The organism is Streptomyces sp. CY-1 (genome assembly GCF_047218265.1).
GTDB classification, from domain to species: domain Bacteria; phylum Actinomycetota; class Actinomycetes; order Streptomycetales; family Streptomycetaceae; genus Streptomyces; species Streptomyces niphimycinicus.
In genome coordinates, this window is sequence record NZ_CP178393.1 from 2,352,716 (window position 1) to 2,372,850 (window position 20,135).

The 20,135-nt window shown below is 71.7% G+C and carries 17 protein-coding genes and 1 pseudogene; 16 read left to right on the plus strand and 2 right to left on the minus strand.

All coding sequences use genetic code 11. The annotated features are described in order from the left end of the window. The 12 genes from ACK1X7_RS09805 to ACK1X7_RS09860 are packed head-to-tail and all read left to right on the plus strand — an operon-like array spanning position 1 to position 12,919. Complete coding sequence (locus tag ACK1X7_RS09805; RefSeq protein ID WP_385140330.1) at positions 1–1,242, plus strand: O-antigen ligase domain-containing protein; 1,242 nt, start codon at positions 1–3, stop codon at positions 1,240–1,242. 2 nt (positions 1,243–1,244) lie between these two features. Then, on the plus strand, positions 1,245–2,495 hold the full coding sequence (locus ACK1X7_RS09810; RefSeq protein WP_413114964.1) for a glycosyltransferase: 1,251 nt from the start codon (positions 1,245–1,247) through the stop codon (positions 2,493–2,495). Further along, entirely contained in the window at positions 2,492–3,727 is a 1,236-nt protein-coding gene (locus ACK1X7_RS09815; RefSeq protein ID WP_390792488.1) for a class I SAM-dependent methyltransferase, read from the plus strand. Before ACK1X7_RS09810 ends, ACK1X7_RS09815 begins: the two co-directional genes overlap by 4 nt. Then, positions 3,724–4,518, plus strand: a complete 795-nt coding sequence (locus ACK1X7_RS09820; RefSeq protein WP_385140340.1) for a glucose-1-phosphate cytidylyltransferase — start codon at positions 3,724–3,726, stop codon at positions 4,516–4,518. Before ACK1X7_RS09815 ends, ACK1X7_RS09820 begins: the two co-directional genes overlap by 4 nt. Further along, a complete protein-coding gene (locus ACK1X7_RS09825) occupies positions 4,515–5,162 on the plus strand; it encodes a PIG-L deacetylase family protein (protein ID WP_385140343.1) in 648 nt (215 codons plus the stop codon). The genes ACK1X7_RS09820 and ACK1X7_RS09825 overlap by 4 nt, the downstream gene beginning before the upstream one ends. A 3-nt stretch (positions 5,163–5,165) precedes the next feature. Continuing rightward, the gene (locus ACK1X7_RS09830; protein WP_413114965.1) at positions 5,166–6,191 is read left to right on the plus strand and encodes an NAD-dependent epimerase/dehydratase family protein; all 1,026 of its coding nucleotides are present in this window, start codon (positions 5,166–5,168) and stop codon (positions 6,189–6,191) included. Next, the gene (locus tag ACK1X7_RS09835; protein WP_413114966.1) at positions 6,179–7,462 is read left to right on the plus strand and encodes a DUF4910 domain-containing protein; all 1,284 of its coding nucleotides are present in this window, start codon (positions 6,179–6,181) and stop codon (positions 7,460–7,462) included. The genes ACK1X7_RS09830 and ACK1X7_RS09835 overlap by 13 nt, the downstream gene beginning before the upstream one ends. Positions 7,463–7,467: 5 nt before the next feature. Further along, positions 7,468–8,766, plus strand: coding sequence for a hypothetical protein (locus tag ACK1X7_RS09840; RefSeq protein WP_413114967.1), 1,299 nt, complete (start codon positions 7,468–7,470; stop codon positions 8,764–8,766). Next, a complete protein-coding gene (locus ACK1X7_RS09845; protein WP_385140357.1) occupies positions 8,763–9,710 on the plus strand; it encodes a glycosyltransferase family 2 protein in 948 nt (315 codons plus the stop codon). Before ACK1X7_RS09840 ends, ACK1X7_RS09845 begins: the two co-directional genes overlap by 4 nt. Continuing rightward, positions 9,707–10,981, plus strand: coding sequence for a polysaccharide pyruvyl transferase family protein (locus ACK1X7_RS09850; protein ID WP_413114968.1), 1,275 nt, complete (start codon positions 9,707–9,709; stop codon positions 10,979–10,981). Before ACK1X7_RS09845 ends, ACK1X7_RS09850 begins: the two co-directional genes overlap by 4 nt. Then, complete coding sequence (gene rfbC, locus ACK1X7_RS09855) at positions 10,978–11,529, plus strand: dTDP-4-dehydrorhamnose 3,5-epimerase (RefSeq protein WP_385158721.1); 552 nt, start codon at positions 10,978–10,980, stop codon at positions 11,527–11,529. The genes ACK1X7_RS09850 and rfbC overlap by 4 nt, the downstream gene beginning before the upstream one ends. A gap of 7 nt (positions 11,530–11,536) precedes the next feature. Next, positions 11,537–12,919, plus strand: coding sequence for a glutamate-1-semialdehyde 2,1-aminomutase (locus ACK1X7_RS09860; protein WP_390792485.1), 1,383 nt, complete (start codon positions 11,537–11,539; stop codon positions 12,917–12,919). A gap of 17 nt (positions 12,920–12,936) precedes the next feature. Here ACK1X7_RS09860 and ACK1X7_RS09865 read toward each other — a convergent pair whose 3' ends face one another. Beyond that, positions 12,937–13,620, minus strand: coding sequence for a phosphatase PAP2 family protein (locus ACK1X7_RS09865; protein ID WP_413114969.1), 684 nt, complete (start codon positions 13,618–13,620; stop codon positions 12,937–12,939). Positions 13,621–14,006: 386 nt separating this feature from the next. Between ACK1X7_RS09865 and ACK1X7_RS09870 the strand changes: the two genes are divergently transcribed. Further along, the gene (locus ACK1X7_RS09870) at positions 14,007–14,387 is read left to right on the plus strand and encodes a hypothetical protein (protein WP_385143180.1); all 381 of its coding nucleotides are present in this window, start codon (positions 14,007–14,009) and stop codon (positions 14,385–14,387) included. A 22-nt stretch (positions 14,388–14,409) separates the two neighbouring features. Continuing rightward, a pseudogene (locus ACK1X7_RS09875) lies at positions 14,410–14,562 on the plus strand (helix-turn-helix domain-containing protein); the annotation flags it as partial. A 110-nt stretch (positions 14,563–14,672) separates the two neighbouring features. Here ACK1X7_RS09875 and ACK1X7_RS09880 read toward each other — a convergent pair. Next, positions 14,673–15,605: a zinc-dependent alcohol dehydrogenase gene (locus ACK1X7_RS09880; RefSeq protein WP_385143169.1), complete on the minus strand. Its 933-nt coding sequence runs from the start codon at positions 15,603–15,605 to the stop codon at positions 14,673–14,675. Between the two features lie 90 nt (positions 15,606–15,695). Between ACK1X7_RS09880 and ACK1X7_RS09885 the strand changes: the two genes are divergently transcribed. Both ACK1X7_RS09885 and ACK1X7_RS09890 read left to right on the plus strand, forming a co-directional pair. Beyond that, positions 15,696–16,481, plus strand: coding sequence for a TetR/AcrR family transcriptional regulator (locus tag ACK1X7_RS09885; protein ID WP_385143165.1), 786 nt, complete (start codon positions 15,696–15,698; stop codon positions 16,479–16,481). Between the two features lie 176 nt (positions 16,482–16,657). After that, positions 16,658–20,083, plus strand: a complete 3,426-nt coding sequence (locus ACK1X7_RS09890) for a protein kinase domain-containing protein (RefSeq protein ID WP_390792482.1) — start codon at positions 16,658–16,660, stop codon at positions 20,081–20,083. Positions 20,084–20,135 lie beyond the last annotated feature (52 nt).

A 20,135-nucleotide genomic window follows, 5' to 3' on the forward strand; every position in this document is an offset into this window, starting at 1 on the left:
ATGAGCACCGACCACGCGTCGCACACCCCGAAGACCGTCGGGACGGTCTGGGGGCTGCTGATCCTCAACACGCTCGGCTCCGCCGGGGCGAAGACCATCGTCCCGCTGCCCCGCTCCCTCATCCAGATGGTGACCATGGGTGCGCTGGTCGCCGCGTTCGCGCTGGCGCTCGCGGTCAATCTCCGGCTGCGCATCCGGGCCAGCGCCTGCCTGCTCCTGCTCACCCTGCTGCTGGTGCCGAGCGTGATCTCCAGCGCGGATCTGGAGTCCGGGTTCGGTGCGCTGTTCCGCTGCACCCGGCTGGCCCTCTTCGTCGGCACGCTGTGGCTGCTCAGCCGCTGGTGGGACGGCGGCCCGGCCTTCGTCCGGCACCACATCCGGATGTACTTCGCGGTGCTCGGATCGGTGGCCGCCGGACTGGTCGTCTCACCGGGCGCGGCCCTGCCCGAGCTGTACGGCGGGCGGCTGGTCGGCGCGTTGTGGCCGCTCACCCCGCCGCAGATCGGACAGTACGCCGCGGTGATCATCGGGCTCACCGCACTGCTCCTACTGGGCCGCCGGACCGACAAGGCGAGCGCCGCGGTGGTCATCGTGCCCTCACTCGTCCTGCTCGCGTTGACCCATACCCGCACCGCCACGCTCGGCCTGTTCATCGGGCTGGCGCTGGCGATCGGCTCGCTCGTCCTGACCAGCGCCGCCGCCCGCCGGTTCTTCGCCTGGGCGGTGCTGTGCGCCGCGGTGGCCGCGGTGGCGTTCGCCTCCGCGCTCCAGGCGTGGTTCCTTCGCGGACAGAGCAAGGAGAACTTCTCCAACCTCACCGGCCGGGCCAAGGTCTGGGACGCCCTCCTGGCCGCGCCCCGGTCGACCTCGGAGAAGCTGTTCGGCATGGGCCTGGGCGACAAGTCGTTCGGCGGGCTGCCGATCGACAACAGTTGGCTGGCCGTCTACCACGAGCAGGGTCTGATCGGCGTCACCCTCGTCTCGGCGATCATCATCGTGCTGGGCGGCGTCGCGTTGCTGCGGCCACCGTCGCTGGAGCGGGCCTGCGCGATCTTCCTGATCAGCTACTGCGCCATCGCGTCGTACACCGAGGCCGGGCTGGGCGACGCCTCGCCGTATCTGCTCCATCTGGCCCTGGCCGCCTCGCTGTTGGCGGCACCCGCCGCGGCGACTCCGCTCGCGGCGCCCGAAGCCCCTCGACGGCACATCCCTCGCTGGGCCCGTAGATCGGAGGTTCCTTGAGCATGCACGGCCTTCACGTCCTGGTGGCGCACAACCGATACGCCTCGGCGCAGCCGAGCGGGGAGAACAAGGTCGTCGACCAGGAGGTGGCGCTGCTGCGCGCGGCCGGCCACCGGGTCGAGGTGTTCGAGCGGCGCAGCGACGACATCGCCGCCCGGTCCCTCCTCGGCAAGGCCAAGGTGCCGCTGCTGGTGCCATGGAACCCGGCGGTCCGCGCGGAGCTCACCGCCCGGCTGCGCGCCGAGCGGCCGGATGTGGTGCATATCCACAACGTCTTCCCGCTCCTGTCCCCCGCGGTGCTCGCCGCCTGCGCCGACGTCGGCGTGCCCGCCGTCGCCACGCTGCACAACTACACCCAGGTCTGCCCGCCCGGCACACTCCAGCGGGACGGCCGGCCGTGCACCGAGTGCGTCGGATCGGCGCCGCTGCCCGCCGTCCGGCACGGCTGCTACCGCGGCTCCCGCCTCGCGACGGTGCCGCTCGCGGTCAGCCTGTCCGTCAACCGGCGGCGGTGGTGGTCCGGTGTGGAGCGGTTCTTCTGCATCTCCGCGGCGCAGCGCGAGGTCCTGGTGCGGTCCGGCATGCCGGCCGAGCGGCTGGCGGTGAAGCACAACTTCGTTCCGGAGCCGGGCAGTTGCCGGACAGGCGGCGGAGAGCATCTGCTCTATCTCGGCCGGCTCGCGGAGGCCAAGGGCGTACGGCTGCTCATGGCCGCGTGGGACGAGATCACGGCGGGCGGCGGTGTGGGCGTCCCGCTCGTGATCGCCGGCACGGGGCCGCTGGAGCGGGAGGTGACCGCCTGGGCGGCGGGCCGGGACGATGTGCGCTACGTCGGCCTGCTGGACCCGGCGGAGTGCCGAAAGGCCATCGCGCGGTCGGTCGCCGTGGTGGCTCCCTCGACGTGGCTGGAGGCGTTCGGCCTGGTGGTCGTGGAGGCGATGGCGGCCGGGGTCCCGGCCGTCGCCGCCGGTCACGGCGCCTTCGTCGAACTCGTCGAGGACGGGGTGACCGGGCTGCTGCACCGGCCGGGCGAGTCCGCCTCGCTCGCCTCCGGCATACGCCGGATCGCGACCGAGCGGGCCCTGGGCCGGGAGATGGGGCAGGCGGCCCGGCGCCGTTACGAACAGGGTTTCAGCCCGGCCGTCGGGCTGGAGCGCCTGGTGGAGGGGTACCGCACCGCGATCGCGGGTCGGTCAGCACTGGCTCGCGGCGGGGACACCCGCGCGAGCAGGGGGGATGGGGACAGTAGATGACACGATGCCGACTCTGCGGCTCGGAAGCCATGGCGAGCGTCGTCGACCTCGGGGCGACGCCACCATGTGAGAGCTTTCTGGCCGCGGACCAACTGGATCAACCGGAGCCGGCGTACCCGCTGCACCTGCGGGTCTGCGCCGACTGCTGGCTGGCGCAGCTCCCGCCGCTGATCACGCCGGAGGAGACGTTCAAGGAGTACGCGTACTTCTCGTCCTACTCGACCTCCTGGGTGGAGCACGCGCGCACGTTCGTCGCCGACGCCGTACGGCGGCTTCCGCTCGGCCCCGACGCCTTCGTGGTCGAGGTGGCGAGCAACGACGGATACCTGCTCAGGCACGTGGTGGACCGCGGGATCCGGTGCCTCGGCATCGAGCCGTCGGTGAACGTCGGCGCCGCGGCGCGGGAGGCGGGGGTGCCCACGCTCACCGAGTTCCTGGACCCGGCCACCGGCTCGGGCGTCCGCGCCGACCACGGCCCGGCGGACCTGGTCGTGGCCAACAACGTGTACGCGCACATCCCCGACGTGGTCGGGTTCACCCGGGGGCTGCGCGCCCTGGTCGCCGACGACGGCTGGGTCTCCATCGAGGTGCAGCATCTGCTGACCCTGATCGAGGACAACCAGTACGACACGATCTACCACGAGCACTTCCAGTACTACACGGTCGCGTCCGCGATCCGGGCCCTTGCGAGCGGCGGACTCGCCCTCGTGGACGTCGAGTTGCTGCCCACACACGGCGGCTCCATCCGGCTGTGGGCCCGGCCCGTCGAGGCGGCCGGTGAGCCGACGCGGCAGGTGGCCGACGTGCTGGCCCGGGAGGAGGCAGCCGGGCTCCAGGAGCTGTCCGGGTACACCGAGTTCTCCGCCCGGGTGGCCAAGGTGCGCCGGGACCTGCTGCGGTTCCTCATCGAGGCGGCCGAGCGCGGCGAGACGGTGGTCGGCTACGGCGCCCCGGGCAAGGGCAACACCCTGCTCAACCACTGCGGTATCCGGCCCGACCTGCTCGCGTACACGGTCGACCGCAACCCCTACAAGCACGGCAGGTTCACCCCGGGCACCCGTATCCCGATCCTGCCGCCCGAGCGGATAGCCGCCGACAAGCCCGACTACGTCCTCGTCCTCCCGTGGAATCTGCGGGACGAGCTGATCGAGCAACTGTCCTTCATCCACGCCTGGGGCGGCCGGCTGGTCTTCCCCATCCCGGAACTGAGCATTGTCGAGGTCAAGCCATGAAGGTCGTCCTGTTCTGCGGCGGTTACGGGATGCGGATGCGCAGCGGTGCCGCGGACGATGTGCCCAAGCCGATGGCGATGGTCGGGCCGCGTCCGCTGATCTGGCATGTCATGCGCTACTACGCGCACTTCGGGCACACGGAGTTCATCCTGTGTCTCGGCTACGGGGCCCACCACATCAAGGACTTCTTCCTCAACTACGAGGAGACGACGTCCAACGACTTCGTGCTGCGGGGCGGGCGGACCGAGCTGCTGTCCACCGACATAGCCGACTGGACGATCACCTTCGCACAGACCGGTATCGAGTCCCCGATCGGGGAGCGGCTGCGCCGGGTGCGGCACCACCTGGACGGGGACGAGATGTTCCTCGCCAACTACGCCGATGTGCTCACCGACGCCCCGCTGCCGGAGATGATCGAGAACTTCGCCCGGCGCGACGCCGGGGCATCGATGATGGTGGTGCCGCCGCAGTCCTCGTTCCACTGCGTGGACCTGGGCGAGGACGGCCTGGTGGGTGGCATCACCGCGGTGAGTGAACTGCCACTGTGGGAGAACGGCGGCTACTTCGTGCTCCGCCAGGAGATCTTCGACCACATACCGGAGAACGGGGATCTGGTCGCCGACGGATGCGCCCAACTGGCCAAGCGCGGACGGCTGGTGGCGCACCAGCACCGCGGCTTCTGGAAGCCGACCGACACCGTGAAGGAGCGGGCCGGGCTCGACGCCGCCTACGCCCGGGGCGACCGGCCGTGGGCCGTATGGGAGCGGGACGGCGCGGGGGTCGGCGCATGATCCGGCTCGGGGCCGGGCCCCTGGACCGGATCGTCGCGGTGGGCGCGCACTGCGACGACATCGCCATCGGCGCCGGCGGCACACTGCTGACGCTGTGCGGCGCGCGACCGGGCATCCGTATCGACGCGCTGGTGCTCTCCGGCGGCGGCACCGACCGGGAGCAGGAGGAGCGGGCCGCACTCGCCGCCTTCTGCCCGGGCGCCGATCTGCGGCTGACCGTGCTCAAGCTGCCGGACGGGCGGATGCCCGCGCACTGGGAAGAGGCCAAGGCCGCGGTCGAGGAGCTGCGCGCGCGGACCGAGCCGGAGCTGGTCCTCGCCCCGCGTACCGATGACGCGCACCAGGACCACCGCGGCCTGGCGCAACTGATGACCACCGCGTTCCGCGACCACCTGGTGCTCGGCTACGAGATCGTCAAGTGGGACGGCGATCTCGGCCGTCCGGCGGCCTACCAGCCGCTGTCGCCGGGGACCGCCGAGCAGAAGGTGCGGCTGCTTCAGGAGCACTACCCCTCGCAGCGGCACCGGCCCTGGTACGACCGGGAGGCATTCCTCGGCCTTGCCCGGATCCGCGGCATCGAATGCCACGCGCGCTACGCCGAGGCGTTCGCCGTCACCAAACTCACGCTCAACCTGGGGGGCTGAACCATGCGCGTACTACTGACCGGACACCAGGGCTATCTGGGCACCGTGATGGCCCCGGTCCTTAGCTCCGCCGGGCACGAGGTCGTCGGCCTCGACGCCGGCCTGTTCGCCGACTGTGTGCTGGGCGAGCCGCCCGCGGACCCGGCAGGGCACCGGGTGGACCTGCGCGACATCACGGCCGAACACGTGGCCGGGGTCGATGCCGTGATCCACCTGGCCGCGCTGTCCAACGACCCGCTCGGCTCGCTGGCGCCGGAACTCACCTACGACATCAACCACCACGCGTCCGTACGGCTGGCCAGGCTGGCCCGGGACGCCGGAGTGCGGCGCTTCCTGTACGCGTCGACCTGCTCGGTCTACGGCGCCGCCGGCGGTGACGAGCTGGTGGCCGAGGACGCCCCGCTGCGCCCGGTGACGCCGTACGCGGAGTCCAAGGTGCGGGTGGAGGACGATCTGCACGCGCTGGCCGACGGCGACTTCAGCCCGGTGTTCATGCGCAACGCCACCGCCTTCGGCTACTCGCCCCGGCTGCGCGCCGACATCGTGCTGAACAACCTGGTGGGCCACGCGCTCCTGTCCGGCGAGGTCCTTGTGCTCTCCGACGGCACCCCGTGGCGCCCGCTGGTGCACGCCGCCGACATCGCACGGGCCTTCGCGGCCGCGCTGACCGCGCCGCGGGAAGCGGTGCACGACCGGGCGTTCAACATCGGCAGCGAGACCAACAACGTCACGGTCGCCGAGATCGCCGCGCAGGTCGCCGAGGCGGTGTCCGGCGCGAAGGTGGTGATCACCGGGGAGACCGGTGCCGATCCGCGGTCCTACCGGGTGAACTTCGCCCGGTTCCGTACCGCGGTACCCGGCTTCGACTGCGAGTGGACGGTGAAGCGGGGCGCGCTCGAACTCGCCGACGCCTACCGGAAGTTCGGGCTGACCCGGGAGGACTTCGAGCAGCGCTTCACCCGGCTCGCCGTGCTGCGCGCGGCGTCCGACACCGGCGCCGTCGACAACACCCTGCGGTGGCGCCGATGACCTCGACCGGCGAGGAGATGCACGCGCTGGTGGAGCGGATGTACCCGCTCTGCCGCAGCATCACCGGCGACGGTGTGCGCGCCACCCTGGACATCGTCGGGGAGTACATCCCGCTCCAGGTGCGCGAGGTGCCGACCGGGACTCAGGTGCTCGACTGGACGGTGCCGCGGGAGTGGAACATCCGGGACGCCTACATCGCCGACTCCACCGGCCACCGGGTCGTCGACTTCGCCGCGTCCAGCCTGCATGTGCTCGGCTACAGCGTGCCGGTGTCGACGACCATGCCGCTGGCCGAGCTGCGCGCGCACCTGCACACCCTGCCGGACCACCCGAGCTGGGTTCCCTACCGCACCAGCTACTACCAGCCGGAATGGGGATTCTGTCTGGCCCAGGAAACCCTGGACGCGCTGCCGGACGGCGAGTACGAGGTACGCATCGACTCCACCCTCGAAGACGGCCACCTCACCTACGCCGAGCATGTGGTCCCCGGGCAGGTCCCGGATGAGGTGATCGTCTCCTGCCATGTCTGCCACCCGTCGCTGGCCAACGACAACCTGGCCGGCATCGCGGTGGCCACGTTCCTGGCCCGGGCGCTGGCGCGGGAAACGCCGTACTACACCTACCGGTTCATCTACGCGCCCGGCACCATCGGGGCGATCACCTGGCTGGCCCGCAACGCGGAGCGGATCGAGCACGTCAAGCACGGGCTGGTGCTTGCCTGCGCCGGCGACCCGGGCGGGCTGACGTACAAGCAGAGCAGGCGCGGCGACGCGGAGATCGACCGGGTGCTGCGGCATGTGCTGACCGCCTCCGAACGCCCGCACCACGTCGAGGAGTTCACTCCGTACGGCTACGACGAGCGGCAGTACTGCTCACCCGGGTTCAATCTCGGCGTGGGCTCACTCACCCGGACTCCGTACGCCGGGTACCCCGAGTACCACACTTCGGCGGACAACCTGGACTTCGTCTCCCCGGAGGCGATGGCGGACACCCTCACGGTCTGCCGCGAGGCGTTCGCCGTCCTCGACCGCAACCGGCGGTACCTCAACCTCAGCCCCTACGGCGAACCGCAACTGGGCCGGCGCGGGCTGTACGACGCGCTCGGCGGCCGCAGCGACACCAAGCAGGCCCAGATGGCCATGCTCTGGGTGCTCAACCTCTCCGACGGCGAGCACAGCCTGCTGGACGTCGCCGAGCGGTCCGGGCTCCCGTTCGCCACCGTCGCCGACGCGGCCGACGCGCTGCACGGCGCCGGGCTGATCAAGGCATGAGGCCGATGACCACCGAGGGGGAGAATCCGCGGAAGACGGCGCCACCGGCCCGGTCCGCCAAGCGGGCCCTCGTCGGCCGGCTGTCCTGGGGACTGGCCGACCAGGCGGCCTCCAGCGTGAGCAACTTCGTGGTGGGCATCTACGTGGCCCGCTCGCTGGGGGTGACCGCGTTCGGCGTGTTCAGCCTGGCCTGGGTGACCTACGGCGTGGTGCTCAACGTCTCCCGCGGCCTTGCCACCGACCCGCTCGTGGTGCGCTTCAGCGGTGTGCCGGACGCGTCGTGGCGCGGGGCGGTGGCCCGGTCGACGGGTACCGCACTGGGCGTCGGTGCGGCCATCGGCGCGGTGTGTCTGATGGCCGGGCTCGGCCTCGGCGGCCGGGTGGGGCCCGCGTTCGCCGCCCTCGGTGTCATGTTGCCCGGGCTGCTGCTCCAGGACGCCTGGCGGTTCGCGTTCTTCGCCGCCGGCACCGGGCGGAAGGCGTTCGTCAACGACGTGGTGTGGGGCGTCGCGCTCGTCCCGGCCATGGTGGTGGCGGCCCGGGTGGGCAGCGTGGCCGCGTTTCTGCTCGCCTGGGGCGCGTCCGCCACGGTGGCGGCGGCGTACGGCTGCCTCCAGTCCGGCATCCGGCCCCGGCTGACCGACGCCCGTGGCTGGCTTCGCGAGCAGCGCGATCTCGGCTACCGGTACCTGGTCGAGAACGTCAGCCTCAGCGGCGCCAGCCAGGTGCGGGCGTACGGGCTCGGCGTGATCGTCGGGGTCGGCGCGGTGGGAGCGGTGCGGGGCGCCGAGCTCCTGCTCGGCCCGTTCCTGGCGGTGCTGATGGGGCTTTCGCTGGTCACCGTCCCGGAGGCGGCACGGGTGCTGCGGCAGGCCCCGCATCAACTGGGCAGGTTCTGCTTCCTCCTCGGCGGGGGGCAGGCCGCCGGAGCGCTGCTCTGGGGCTCGGCGCTGCTGCTGATGCCCGGCCGGCTCGGCGAGCTGGCACTCGGCGGCGTCTGGCACTCCTCCTCGCAGCTCATCGTGCAGATCACCCTCAGCGTCGCGGGAGCGGGCCTCGGCACCGGCGCGGCGGCCGGGCTGCGCGCGCTCGGCGCGGCCCGGCGCAGCCTGCGCTGCCAGTTGTTCGCCTCCGCCTGCTATGTCGGCGGCGGGCTCGGCGGGGCGGCCGTGGCCGGCACGGCCGGCTCGGCCTGGGGCGTCGCCGCCGCGACCGTCAGCGGCTCGGCCGTGTGGTGGCTGCAACTGCGGTCCGCCCTGCGCGAGCACCACCACTCCCCCATCCCCGAAGTGAGGACCGCATGACCGACCGACCCAGGCTGAGCATCGGCCTGCCCGTGTACAACGGCGAGGAGTACCTCGCCGAGTCGCTCGACGCCCTGCTCGGCCAGACCTACGAGGACTTCGAGCTGGTCATCTCCGACAACGCCTCAACCGACGGGACCCAGGGCATCTGCCGCGAGTACGCCGCGCGGGACTCACGCATCCGCTACCTCCGGCTGCCCCGGAACATCGGCGCCACGCCGAACCACAACCATGTGTTCGCCGAATGCCGCGGCGAGCTGTTCAAGTGGGCCTCGCACGACGACCTGTACGGCCGCGACCTGCTGCGGCGCTGCGTGGAGGCGCTGGACGAACGGCCGGAGGTCATCCTCGCCCACGCCGACCAGGCGGTCATCGACGGCGACGGCCAGGTCAAGGTCCCCTACGAGTACACGCTCGCCACCGGCTCGCCGCACCCGCCGGAGCGCTTCCGCAGTCTGCTGTTCGAGCCGGGTGGCGACGACTTCTACGGGGTGATCCGGGCCGATGTGCTGCGCCGGGTGAAGCCGATGGACAGCTACCACCACGCGGACCGCACTTTCGTCGCCGAGATCACCCTGCACGGGCCCTTCCACCAGGTGCCGGAGCTGCTGTACTTCCGCCGCGACCACCCCACCCGCGCCGAGCGGGCGAACCCGTCCAAGCGCTCCCGGTGCGTCAACCTGGACCCGCGCCGGGCGGGCCCGCTGCACCCGACGCCCCGGCTGCTCGCCGAGTACCTCTGGGGCTTCGCCTCGGCGATCCGGCGGGCGCCGTTGCCCCCGGCCGACCGCCGCGCGTGCTACCGCCACCTGGCCGCATGGATGACCAGCCGGGTCCGGCCGGGCGCCGGCGAGCGGGTCGAGGACCGCGCCCCGGTCGACCCGGCCCTGCTCACGGTCTCCGTCGACGCCCTCGTCGCCGGCCGCGAGGGGAGGCAGGCATGACGTCCGCGGACAAAAATCCGGTGCGCGTCGGGGTGTTCGGCCTGCTCGGCTCCGGCAACCTCGGCAACGACGGTTCGCTGGAGGCCGTCCTCGGGTACCTCCGCGCCGAGCACCCGGAGGCGGTCGTGGACGCGCTGTGCGGCGGACCCGAGGCCGTGACGGCCCGGTTCCGGATCCCCGCGACACGGCTGCACTGGTACCGCGGCGAGTACCGGACCGCGTCCCGCGCGGGCGCGATCGCGGGGAAGGGCCTGGGCAAACTCGTCGACGTCTTCCGCACCGCCGCCTGGGTGCGCCGGCACGACGTGGTGATCGTGCCGGGCATGGGCGTCCTGGAGGCCACGCTGCCGCTGCGGCCGTGGGGCTTCCCGTACTCGCTGTTCCTGCTCTGCGCCAGTGGGCGGCTGCTGCACACCCGGGTCGCGCTGGTCGGCGTCGGCGCCGCCGAGATCGGCAACCGGCCCACCCGGGCCCTGGTGCGTTGGTCGGCGCGGCTGGCCGCGTACCGGTCCTACCGGGACACCCAGTCCCGCGACGCGATGCGGGCGATGGGCGTGGACACCGCGCGCGACGAGGTCCACCCGGACCTGGCGTTCGCCCTGCCGACGCCACGGGCGAGCGCGGCCTCGGACCCGTCGACCACGTCGGGCCCGCCGGGCCCGGTCTGCGTCGGTGTCATGGACTTCCACGGCGGCAACGACGACCGTGCCCGGGCCGATGAGATATACCGGCGCTACCTCGACGGGACGATCCGGTTCGTCCGTGCGCTGGTCGAGGAGGGCAGGCCGGTCCGGCTGCTCACCGGCGACGAGTGCGATGCGTCGGTGGTCGCCGCGATCCTCGACGCGGTCGGCTCACCGCTGGTCACCGCTGCCGAACCGGCCTCACTGGCCGACCTGATGAGCGAGATGGCGGCTGCCGATGCCGTGGTGGCGATCCGATATCACAACCTGATCTGCGCGCTGAAGACCGGCACACCGGTGCTCGCCCTCAGCTACGCGGCGAAGAGCGACGCGCTCATGGCGCGGATGGGCCTCGGGGCGTACTGCCACCCGGCGCGCGAGGTCGACGCCGACCGGCTGCTCGAGCAGTTCCGGACGTTGGAGAAGCGGTCGGCCGAGCTGCGGCAGACCCTCACCGAGCGGAACCTGGCCGCCGCCCGGCAACTCGAGCAGCACTTCACCGCCTTGACCGCGGCCCTGTTCCCGGCGCCCGACCACGCCCATGCCCACGCCGATGCCCACACCCACGCCCGCCAGGAGGCTCCATGAAAGCGATCGAAGTTCCGGCGATCACGGGTGCGTACCTGTTCGAGCCGACGCCGTACGCCGACGAACGTGGCTTCTTCTGCCGCACCTTCGACGCCGACGTGGTCCGCTCGGTGGGCCTCGACCCGGACGCCTTCGTCCAGGACAGCCTGTCCCGCTCGGTCCGGGGCGTACTGCGCGGCCTGCACCTGCGCTCCGGCGCCGGTGAGGCCAAGCTGGTGCGGTGCTCGTACGGGAGGATCTTCGACGTCGTCGTGGACCTGCGGACGGACTCGCCGACCTACCTGGGCCGGGCCTTCTTCGAGCTGTCCGGCGAGACGCAGACGACCCTGTACATCCCGGCGGGGTGCGCGCACGGTTTCCAGGCGCTGACCGAAACCGCCGACACCTCCTACCGGATCGACCGCCCGCACGATCCGGCCGAGGACGTGACGATCGCCTTCGACGACCCGCAGCTCGCCATTCCCTGGCCGCTGCCGGTCACATCGATGTCCCAGCGGGACCGGGAGGCGCCGAGCCTCGCCGAGGTCCGCAAGCACAGCGAGAGTTGAGGTCCCCGTGGACACCGAAGACAGCGCGGCCACCGAAGAGCTTGACCTGCCTCGGTCGCGAACGGCGAACGAGCGGCTGCACACCATGATCCCCGGGGGCGCGCACACCTACGCCAAGGGCGACGACCAGTACCCCGAGAACCTGGCCCCGGTCATCAGCCACGGCCGCGGTGCCCATGTGTGGGACATCGACGGCAACCGCTATATCGAGTACGGCTCCGGCCTGCGGTCGGTCAGCCTCGGCCACGCCCACCCGCGTGTGAACGAGGCGGTGCGGCGGGAACTCGACCGCGGCAGCAACTTCGTCCGGCCGTCCATCGTGGAGGTCGAGGCCGCGGAGCGCTTCCTGGCCACGGTGCCGACCGCCGAGATGGTGAAGTTCGCGAAGAACGGCTCCGACGCCACCACCGCCGCGGTGCGCCTCGCCCGCGCCGCCACCGGGCGCCCGCGGGTGGCCATCTGCGCCGGCCATCCGTTCTTCTCCGTCGACGACTGGTTCATCGGCACCACACCGATGTCCGCCGGTGTTCCGGCGGCGACCACCGACCTCACCGTGGCGTTCCCGTACGGGGACCTGGCCGCCACGGAGGAGCTGCTCACCCGGTACGCCGGCGAGGTCGCCTGCCTGATCCTCGAACCCGCCACCCACACCGAGCCTTCCCCAAGCTCTCAACTTCGTTCGAGCAGGGGAGACCCCACTCCGGGGTACCTCGCCGGACTGCGCGCGCTGGCCGACCGGCACGGCTGCGTACTGATCTTCGATGAGATGATCACCGGCTTCCGCTGGTCCGAGGCGGGCGCCCAGGGCCTGTACGGCGTCGTCCCCGACCTCTCCACGTTCGGCAAGGCGCTGGGCAACGGATTCGCCGTCTCCGCACTGGCCGGGCGCCGCGACCTGATGGAGCGGGGCGGACTGCGGCACTCCGGCGAGCGGGTGTTCCTGCTGTCCACCACGCACGGCGCGGAGACGCACTCCCTGGCAGCCGCGATGGCCGTGCAGACCACCTATGCCGAGGAAGCCATCACCGCCCGACTGCACGCCCTCGGCGAGCGGTTGGCGGCGGGCGTCCGGCAGGCCGCGGCCGCCATGGGCGTCGGCGACCACCTCGTCGTCCGGGGCCGAGCCAGCAACCTGGTCTTCGCCACCCTCGACGAGAACCGGCAGCCGTCGCAGCGGTACCGCACCCTGTTCCTGCGCCGGCTCCTCGCGGGCGGGGTGCTGGCCCCGTCATTCGTGGTGAGCAGCGCGCTCGGCGACGCCGACATCGATCACACCGTCGAGGTGGTGGCCCAGGCATGTGCGGTGTACCGGAAGGCACTGGACGCCGCCGACCCCACCCCCTGGCTGGCCGGACGACCGGTGAAGCCCGTATTCCGCCGCTTGGCGTGACGTCACGTGATGTGACGTCAGCGACGCTCCCGCCGACCGGCGTCGGCCATCCCATCGACCAGCCGGTCGGCCATCCGGTCGACCAGCCACGCGGTCGCCGGTACCACCGCAAGCGCGGTGCACCAGCCGCCGAGGGCGTCGGTCGGGTAGTGCGCGCCCAGGGCGACCTGCGCCCAGCCCATGGCAACGCCGGCAACCAGCCCCGCGCCAAGCACGAGTGACGTGCCGACCGTCCTGCCGGGGCCGAGCCGGCCGGTCGCGAGCAGCGCCACCGCGAGGGCGAGCGCGGTGAGGAAGGCGGTGTGCCCGCTCGGATAGGACAGGTTGTCGGCGCCGTGGATGGTGCGTCCCACCACGTGCTTGAGCAGCGTCGCCGTCCCCACGGTCAGGCCGACGCCGACGACGACGAGCACCGCGGCGCGAGGACGCCGAAGCAGCAGACAGCCCGTCACGGCGGCCACGACCAGCGTCGCCGCCCCCACTGGCTCCCCCAAGAAGTCCATGGCCAGGGCGACATGCCGCCACGGCGACCCCGTAGTGTCCACCGCCGCCCAGATCCGCGCGTCCACCATGCCGGGCCCGCTGTCCCCGGCATACCGGACCCCCAGCACGACGACCACCAGCGCGGCGAGGGCCGCGATCGGCCCGAGCCACACGCGCAGCGACGGGGGCAGCACCGCAGCCGCCGACCGGCCGGTCACCCGCCCACCGCGCCCGGTCGACCCGCGGTAGCAACGCCGCCCCACCCTCAAGCCGCCCCCCGGACATCCGCCCCTGACCTGCACGACTCCGCCGGAGCCATCAGCCCGCGGCCCGAACTCACCAGCCTGGCCATCCCCCTGGCCAGAGCATCGGGATCAGTCCCTACATGTCATCCTAACCAAGTGGCCGTCGACCGGGTTTGTGGATGTGCTGGGCGCGGGCGGGAGCGAGGTCGGCCGACGCACATGTGGCGGTAATCTCTGCGCTCGGCTGGATGTTCCGCCGGGCAGTCGAAGGGTACGGGGCAATGGGGGTTGCGCGGCAGGTCAGGACGGGGTCGGGGGCAGAGTCGGAGAGAGATCCGAGTCTGCTGCCGGCCCTTGGGGTGTTCATCGTGCTGGCCGCCGTCCTCGAACGCTGTCTGTCGCTGTTCGGTGGACCGGAGACGTACATACTCTGCGATGACCTTGTAGAGCTGTCCACACGACTCGACCGGGAAGCAAGCGTGAACCGGTGGCTCCTGCTCGCCGGCCTCGTGGTGTCCGTGGCAGCACTGGCCGTCTCACGCGCACGCCGCGGACGAGTTCTTCCCGTGCTCATGCTGTCTTCGGTTCTGATCTTGGTGGTTCTGGCGGACGACCATGCGGCGCGCGCGGATGCCGTCGCCCTCCAGATCTCGACATCCCAGACTTGCGACGAACCCACGAACCTCTACGACACCTCCCGAGGCTGGTTCGACTGGAATCCACTCGGCCAGGTGCTGTGACCGCACAGGTCACGCCGGGTTCCGCGGGGGGATCACGCCCGCCAACCTGGCGGTACTCAAGAACGGCCGCGCCAAGGCGGTGCGTTTCACGACGCTCGCCGCGCTCTGCGAGGTGCTCAAGTGCCAGCCGGGCGACCTGCTGCGCTGGGAGGCCGAGGACGCCGCGGGCGAATGACATGCCCCCGGGCGGGCCCTGCCGACGGCGCGGGGGTGACGGGCCGGGGCGGGCGGATGAGCCACGCTCCGGCCGTGCTGGTGTCCGGCCCGCTGCCGAGCGGGCCGCCGTCAGGGGTGAAGGACGACCTTGATGGCTCCGGAGGCCCGGTCACCGGCCACGCGGAACGCCTCCGCGGCCTCGTCGAGGGGGAAGCGGTGGGTGATCACGGCCTGCGCGATCGTGGGATTGCCGGCGAGCAGCGCCGCCGCCTGTTCGGCGTCGCGGATGCCGTCGTGCCGGCTGTAGGCGATGGAGTGGACGTAGGTGAGTTCCTTGACCAGGCTGACGATGCCCGGGATGGGAATGGTGTGCTGGTATACGCCCAGCAGCACGACGCGACCGCCGGGGCGGGCCAGTTCGGCGCACCGGGCGAGACCGGTCTCGCTGCCCGCGGCGTCGATCACGACGTCGTAGACGCCTTCGGCCGAGCCGACTTCGAGGCGTTCCGCCGCGATCCTCTGGTGCTTGTGGCGCACCTCGATATCGACGTCCAAGCCGCGCTGCCGGGCCGCGGCCGCGGCCAGCAGCCCGATGCTGCCGCCGCCGACGACTGCCACCCGCTCCCCCGGTGTGAGCGCCGCGCTGCGGACACCGTGCCAGGCCACTGACGCCGGCTCCACGAGGCAGGCGTCGCGTACGTCCAGGCCGTCCGGAAGCGGGACGAGCATGTTCTCGGGGACCGTCACCGCGTCGCACATGCCGCCGTCCCGGAATATCCCGAGCGTTCCGTGCTCCGGGGCGGCACACCGCTGGACATGGCCGGCGCGGCATTGGTCGCACTCTCCGCAGTAGACCGTGGGCTCGACGGCGTAGCACCGGCCGTCGGCGGCAGTGCCGGCGAACTCGTGACCATAGGTGTAGCCCTGAACGCCACCGGCCGCGAAGTTCACGTCGGTCCCGCAGATGCCCGCCGAGGCGACGGTGAGGCGTACCCCGGGCACCTCCGGTTCGTCGGCCTCGGCCACGAGGATGCCCTGATCGGTGTTGCGTACTGCGCGCATGGTGACCCCTTCGTCGACCTTCCGCTGCTATGCGAACGCCGTTAGCTTATGTTAAGTGATCGGAGTTCGCCTAACGCCTATCCTTGTCCGGTGCATGAACCGATGACGAAAGCCACGGCAGGCGAACTGCCGCCGGAGGACCCGCGGAAGAACCAGCAGGCGGAACCGAGGCCGGGCACGGCGGCCTGGTGGCTTGCCCGGGAGAGCGAACCCGCGCGACAGCGGCGGCGCAGATCACTGACCCTCGACGCCGTCCTCGACGCGGCCATGACCCTGCTCGACACGCGTGGCGCGGCCGCGCTGACGATGCGCAACATCGCCGATGCGCTCGGCTGCACGCAGGCGTCCCTCTACCGCCATGTGCGCAACCGTGAGGAACTGGTGACCCTGCTGATCGACCGGGCCATCGCCGTGGCGAGCGCGGTTCCGCCCGACGGCGCGGACTGGGCCGAGAAGGCGGCGTGGTCCGCACGCCTGTTCCGCGAGCACCTGCTCCGGCACCCCGGCGTGGCCTCGCTCCTCCGCGGGACCGAGCGGCTCGGCCCCAACTCGCTGGCCGGAATGCAATACTCCCTCGACCTGTTCATCGGGGCCGGCCTCAGCCCCCGGCTCGCGTCCGCCGCCGCATCGTCGCTGGCCACCTTCGTCCTCGGCTCGGTGCATCTCAACCTCGGCCTGGACATGTCGGATCCCGGAGAGAGCCGTCACCGACGCCTGCTGTTCCGCTCCCGGGACGCCGCGGCCTTCCCCCTGCTCGTCCAGCACGCCGACACCCTCGCGGAGGTCAGCAGCGACGACGAGTTCGAAGTCGGCCTCAACGCATTGCTGACCGGATTCCGCGCCCTGATCCAGAACTCGGACATCACACGCGACTAGCGCGTGTTCACGGGGCCTGTGAACGGCGCGCTGCCGCACCCCGCGGTGAGCCCGAGACATCGACACCGGATCGACGACATCACATACTGACCCTCGTCGAAATCCGACAACGGGGCCTTCCACGTCCGGGCCTTCCAGGACGGCGGCTTCTGCCGCGATCACGATGAGGAATCGCAGTGAACGCACCTACGTCGCCGGCGGTTTGGGTGACCGGCGAGACCGTCGACGGCCGGTACCGGGTGGTCGGCGAGCTCGGCCGGGGCGGGATGGGCGTCGTGCACCGGGTACGGCATCTCGCCTGGGGCATCGACATGGCGGTGAAGAGTTCGCGGCCCGAGCTGTTCCGGAGCCCCGGCGATCAGGAGCTGTTCGTCAGGGAGGCCGAGGCATGGGTGTCCCTCGGGCTCCATCCGAACGTCTGCGCCTGCCATTACGTGCGGGTGATCGACGGTGTCCCCCGCGTGTTCGCCGAGTACGTCGACGGCGGCAGCCTGGCCGAGTGGATCGGCGACGGGCGCCTCCACGCCGGGGACGCACGGCAGGCCCTCGCCCGTGTTCTCGACACGGCGGTCCAAGCGGCCCGTGGGCTCGAACACGCCCATCGCAGAGACCTGGTGCACCAGGACGTGAAGCCGGCCAACATTCTGCTCGACGGCACGGGCGCCGCGAAGATCACCGACTTCGGTCTCGCCCGGTCCAAGGCCGCCACGGCCCCGACCGAACTCCAAGTGACGCCGGGTGAAAGCGTGTTGGTGCCATTCGGCGGCATGACGGTCGGCTACGCGTCCCCGGAGCAGCTCGCGGGCGAGCCCGTCGGGCGGCGCAGCGATGTCTACAGTTTCGCGGTCTCGGTCCTGGAGATGTTCACCGGCGGTGTGCATTGGGCGGCTGGTTCGGTCGCGGGTCTCGCACTGGAGGAATACCTGGCCGACCCCTCGAATCCGGTCGCGGCGCCGCCGGAAGTCGCCCACCTGCTCCGGCGCTGCCTGCGGCAGCACCCGGCCCGCCGGCCGGCCTCGATGGCGGACATCGCGGATGTACTGACCGGGATCTACGAGCAGGCGACCGGCTCGGCGTATCCGCGTCCCATCTCGCAGGCCGCCGATCTGCGCGCCGACGAACTCAACAACCGTGGCCTGTCGCTCCTCGACCTGAACCGGCCCGCCGACGCCGAGCATGCCTTCGACCAGGCGCTCGCGGTCGACCCGCACCACGTCGGGGCCGTGTACAACGGTGGCCTGTTCCGGTGGCGTACGGGGGCGATCACCGATGAGGAACTCGTGGCCCGGTTGGAGGCGATCCCGGGTGGGTCCGGTGCGTCCTCCTGGCAGGTGCGGCTGTTTCTGGCCCGGGTCCACCTCGAACGCGGTGACCTCGCGGCGGCACACGACCTGCTCGACACCCTCGCGCGCGAACGGCCCGACGACACCGACGTACGGGCGGCGCTGCGGGTGGCGGCCTCCGGAACCGTGGCCGATGCCCGGCACACCGGCACCCGTGAGTTCCGCGAGCCGTTCGCGCTGCCGTTCGCGCCGGTGAAACTGCTCGCCCGGCACGAGGTGATGGGCTACCTGCCGATCCGGTTCGCTCCCGACGGACGCCTCGCGCTCAGCGGCCACTGGGACGGCGTGCTCCGGCTGTGGGACACGGCGACCGGCGCACAGCGGTCGGCGGTCAAGGGCCACCGCACGCAGGTGCTCGGCGTCGACCTCACCCCTGACGGCTCGTACGCGCTGTCCACGAGCCGCGACGGCACGGTGCAGTTCTGGGATCTCGGGGCGGGCAGGTGTACCCGTGTCATGCGCTCCGTCGCACGCGCCACGGGGTGCCCGGTCAGGTTGAGCGCCGACGGGCGCATCGGTGTGTGGCAGGGTGCGGACGGGCGCGTCCAGGTCTGGGAACCGCGGACCGGGACCTGCCGGTGGATGCTCGGGGAGGCATTCAAGGCCAACTACCTGGACGGCTCGCAGTACGAGCTGAGCGCCGACGGGCGCCATGTGCTCACCGCCGAGGAGGACGGGGCGCGGCTGTGGAGCGTGGCCGATGGCCGGTGCCGGGTGCTGGCCGCCGGCTCGGCGGCGCATGCGCTGTGCTTCAGTCCCGACGGGCGGATGGTCGCGGTGGCCTGCGACGACCGGGTGATCCGGGTGTGGGATGTGGGGGACGGCCGGCAGGTCGGTCCGCTGCGTACATTGACGGGGCTGACCGCCGCGGCCGGTCACCTGGCCTTCGGCGACAGTGGGCGGCTGCTGCTGTCCGGAACGACCGGCGACCACACCGTTCAGATCTGGGAGCTGAGCAGCGGCCGGTGTCTGCGGACCTTCACCACCGACGCGTACGGAATGCACCACGTCGGATTCCCGGACGGCGACGACCGGTTCGGCTGCTCCGTCGGCGGGCATCCCGAACTGCCCATGCACCGCTGGCGGTTGCCCGGTACCGGATACGCCGCCGAACCACACGTGATCAAGCCGCGCGAGTACGCGGAGGTCAGCCGGCTCGGCGGACTGGCCGAGGAACTGCTCGCCGAAGCACACCGGGCGATGTCGAACGGCCGACACCGGGCAGCCTTCGGCCTGTTGACCCGCGCACGGGAGATACCGGGATACGAGCGTGCGCCCCAGGTCCTGGCCGCCTGGCACGAACTGGGCCGCTCGGCGCGCCACGTACGGCTGCGCTCCGCCTGGTCGCGGCCGCTGGACGCCGGCCACCTCTCCTTCGGCGCCATCACGGCGATCGGTGTCGCCGCGGATGTCCGGCTCGCCGTCAGCGGGCAGAGCGACGGCACCGTACGGATCTGGGATCTGGACAGCGGCGACTGCACACGCGTCCTCGACGATCACCCGGGCAGGGTGGGCGGCGTGGCGTTGAGCGACGACGGCCAGTACGTCCTGTGCGAGGGCACCAAGCCACTCGCGGTCATCCGGCGGCGACTGGCGGACGGCGAGTGCCGTCGGCTGATTCCGGACTGGGACATGAGGAGGACCATCAGGTTCACCGGCGACGGGAGGTACGCCTGGTTCGGCAGCGGCGACGGTGTCCTGCGCCGATGGGACCTGGACGACGACCGCTGCGTCACGACGATCACCGGGAACGGCCCGGTCAACGTGATCTCCACGTCCGCGGACGGGCGGCTCGCGGCGGTCGGCGACTCAGGCGGCGTGGTCCGGCTGCGGGATCTCGACACCGGAGCCTGCCTGCGGACCTGGACCGGCCCCCGGGAACCGATCCTGTCGGCGTGTCTGAGCGCCGACGGCCGCCTGGCCATGTCCACACACCAGGTCATGTCCTCGGGCGCCGAGGACGAACCGATCCGGCTGTGGGACGCCGGTGCCAGGCGGTCGGTACGCGAGTTCGCGGGGCACGAGGGCTGGGTCTCGGCCGTGCGGTTCACACCCGACGCCCGGTTCGCCTTCTCGGCCGGCCACGACAGAACCGTACGGATGTGGGAGGTCGCCACCGGCCGATGCCTGCATGTGTTCGAAGGGCACCAACAACGCATCCGGCACCTCGAACTCACCCCCGACCTGCGCAACTTGGTCACGGCGGGAGACGACGGCATCCGGCTCTGGGACCTCGACTGGGAGCTGACGGCCGACTGAGCGGAGCGGGACGCGTACGGTCCGACGCCGCACGCGGCACGCTCACGTCCAC

What these genes read in the sequence shown, in the direction of transcription:
- ACK1X7_RS09805 (WP_385140330.1), top strand. Translation starts at nt 1, where the DNA reads ATGAGCACCGACCACGCGTCGCACACCCCGAAGACCGTCGGGACGGTC.
- ACK1X7_RS09880 (WP_385143169.1), bottom strand. Translation starts at nt 15,605, where the DNA reads ATGCGCGCAGTACGCAACACCGATCAGGGCATCCTCGTGGCCGAGGCC.
- ACK1X7_RS09845 (WP_385140357.1), top strand. Translation starts at nt 8,763, where the DNA reads ATGACCGACCGACCCAGGCTGAGCATCGGCCTGCCCGTGTACAACGGC.
- ACK1X7_RS09815 (WP_390792488.1), top strand. Translation starts at nt 2,492, where the DNA reads ATGACACGATGCCGACTCTGCGGCTCGGAAGCCATGGCGAGCGTCGTC.
- rfbC (WP_385158721.1), top strand. Translation starts at nt 10,978, where the DNA reads ATGAAAGCGATCGAAGTTCCGGCGATCACGGGTGCGTACCTGTTCGAG.
- ACK1X7_RS09820 (WP_385140340.1), top strand. Translation starts at nt 3,724, where the DNA reads ATGAAGGTCGTCCTGTTCTGCGGCGGTTACGGGATGCGGATGCGCAGC.
- ACK1X7_RS09810 (WP_413114964.1), top strand. Translation starts at nt 1,245, where the DNA reads ATGCACGGCCTTCACGTCCTGGTGGCGCACAACCGATACGCCTCGGCG.
- ACK1X7_RS09830 (WP_413114965.1), top strand. Translation starts at nt 5,166, where the DNA reads ATGCGCGTACTACTGACCGGACACCAGGGCTATCTGGGCACCGTGATG.
- ACK1X7_RS09840 (WP_413114967.1), top strand. Translation starts at nt 7,468, where the DNA reads ATGACCACCGAGGGGGAGAATCCGCGGAAGACGGCGCCACCGGCCCGG.
- ACK1X7_RS09825 (WP_385140343.1), top strand. Translation starts at nt 4,515, where the DNA reads ATGATCCGGCTCGGGGCCGGGCCCCTGGACCGGATCGTCGCGGTGGGC.
- ACK1X7_RS09850 (WP_413114968.1), top strand. Translation starts at nt 9,707, where the DNA reads ATGACGTCCGCGGACAAAAATCCGGTGCGCGTCGGGGTGTTCGGCCTG.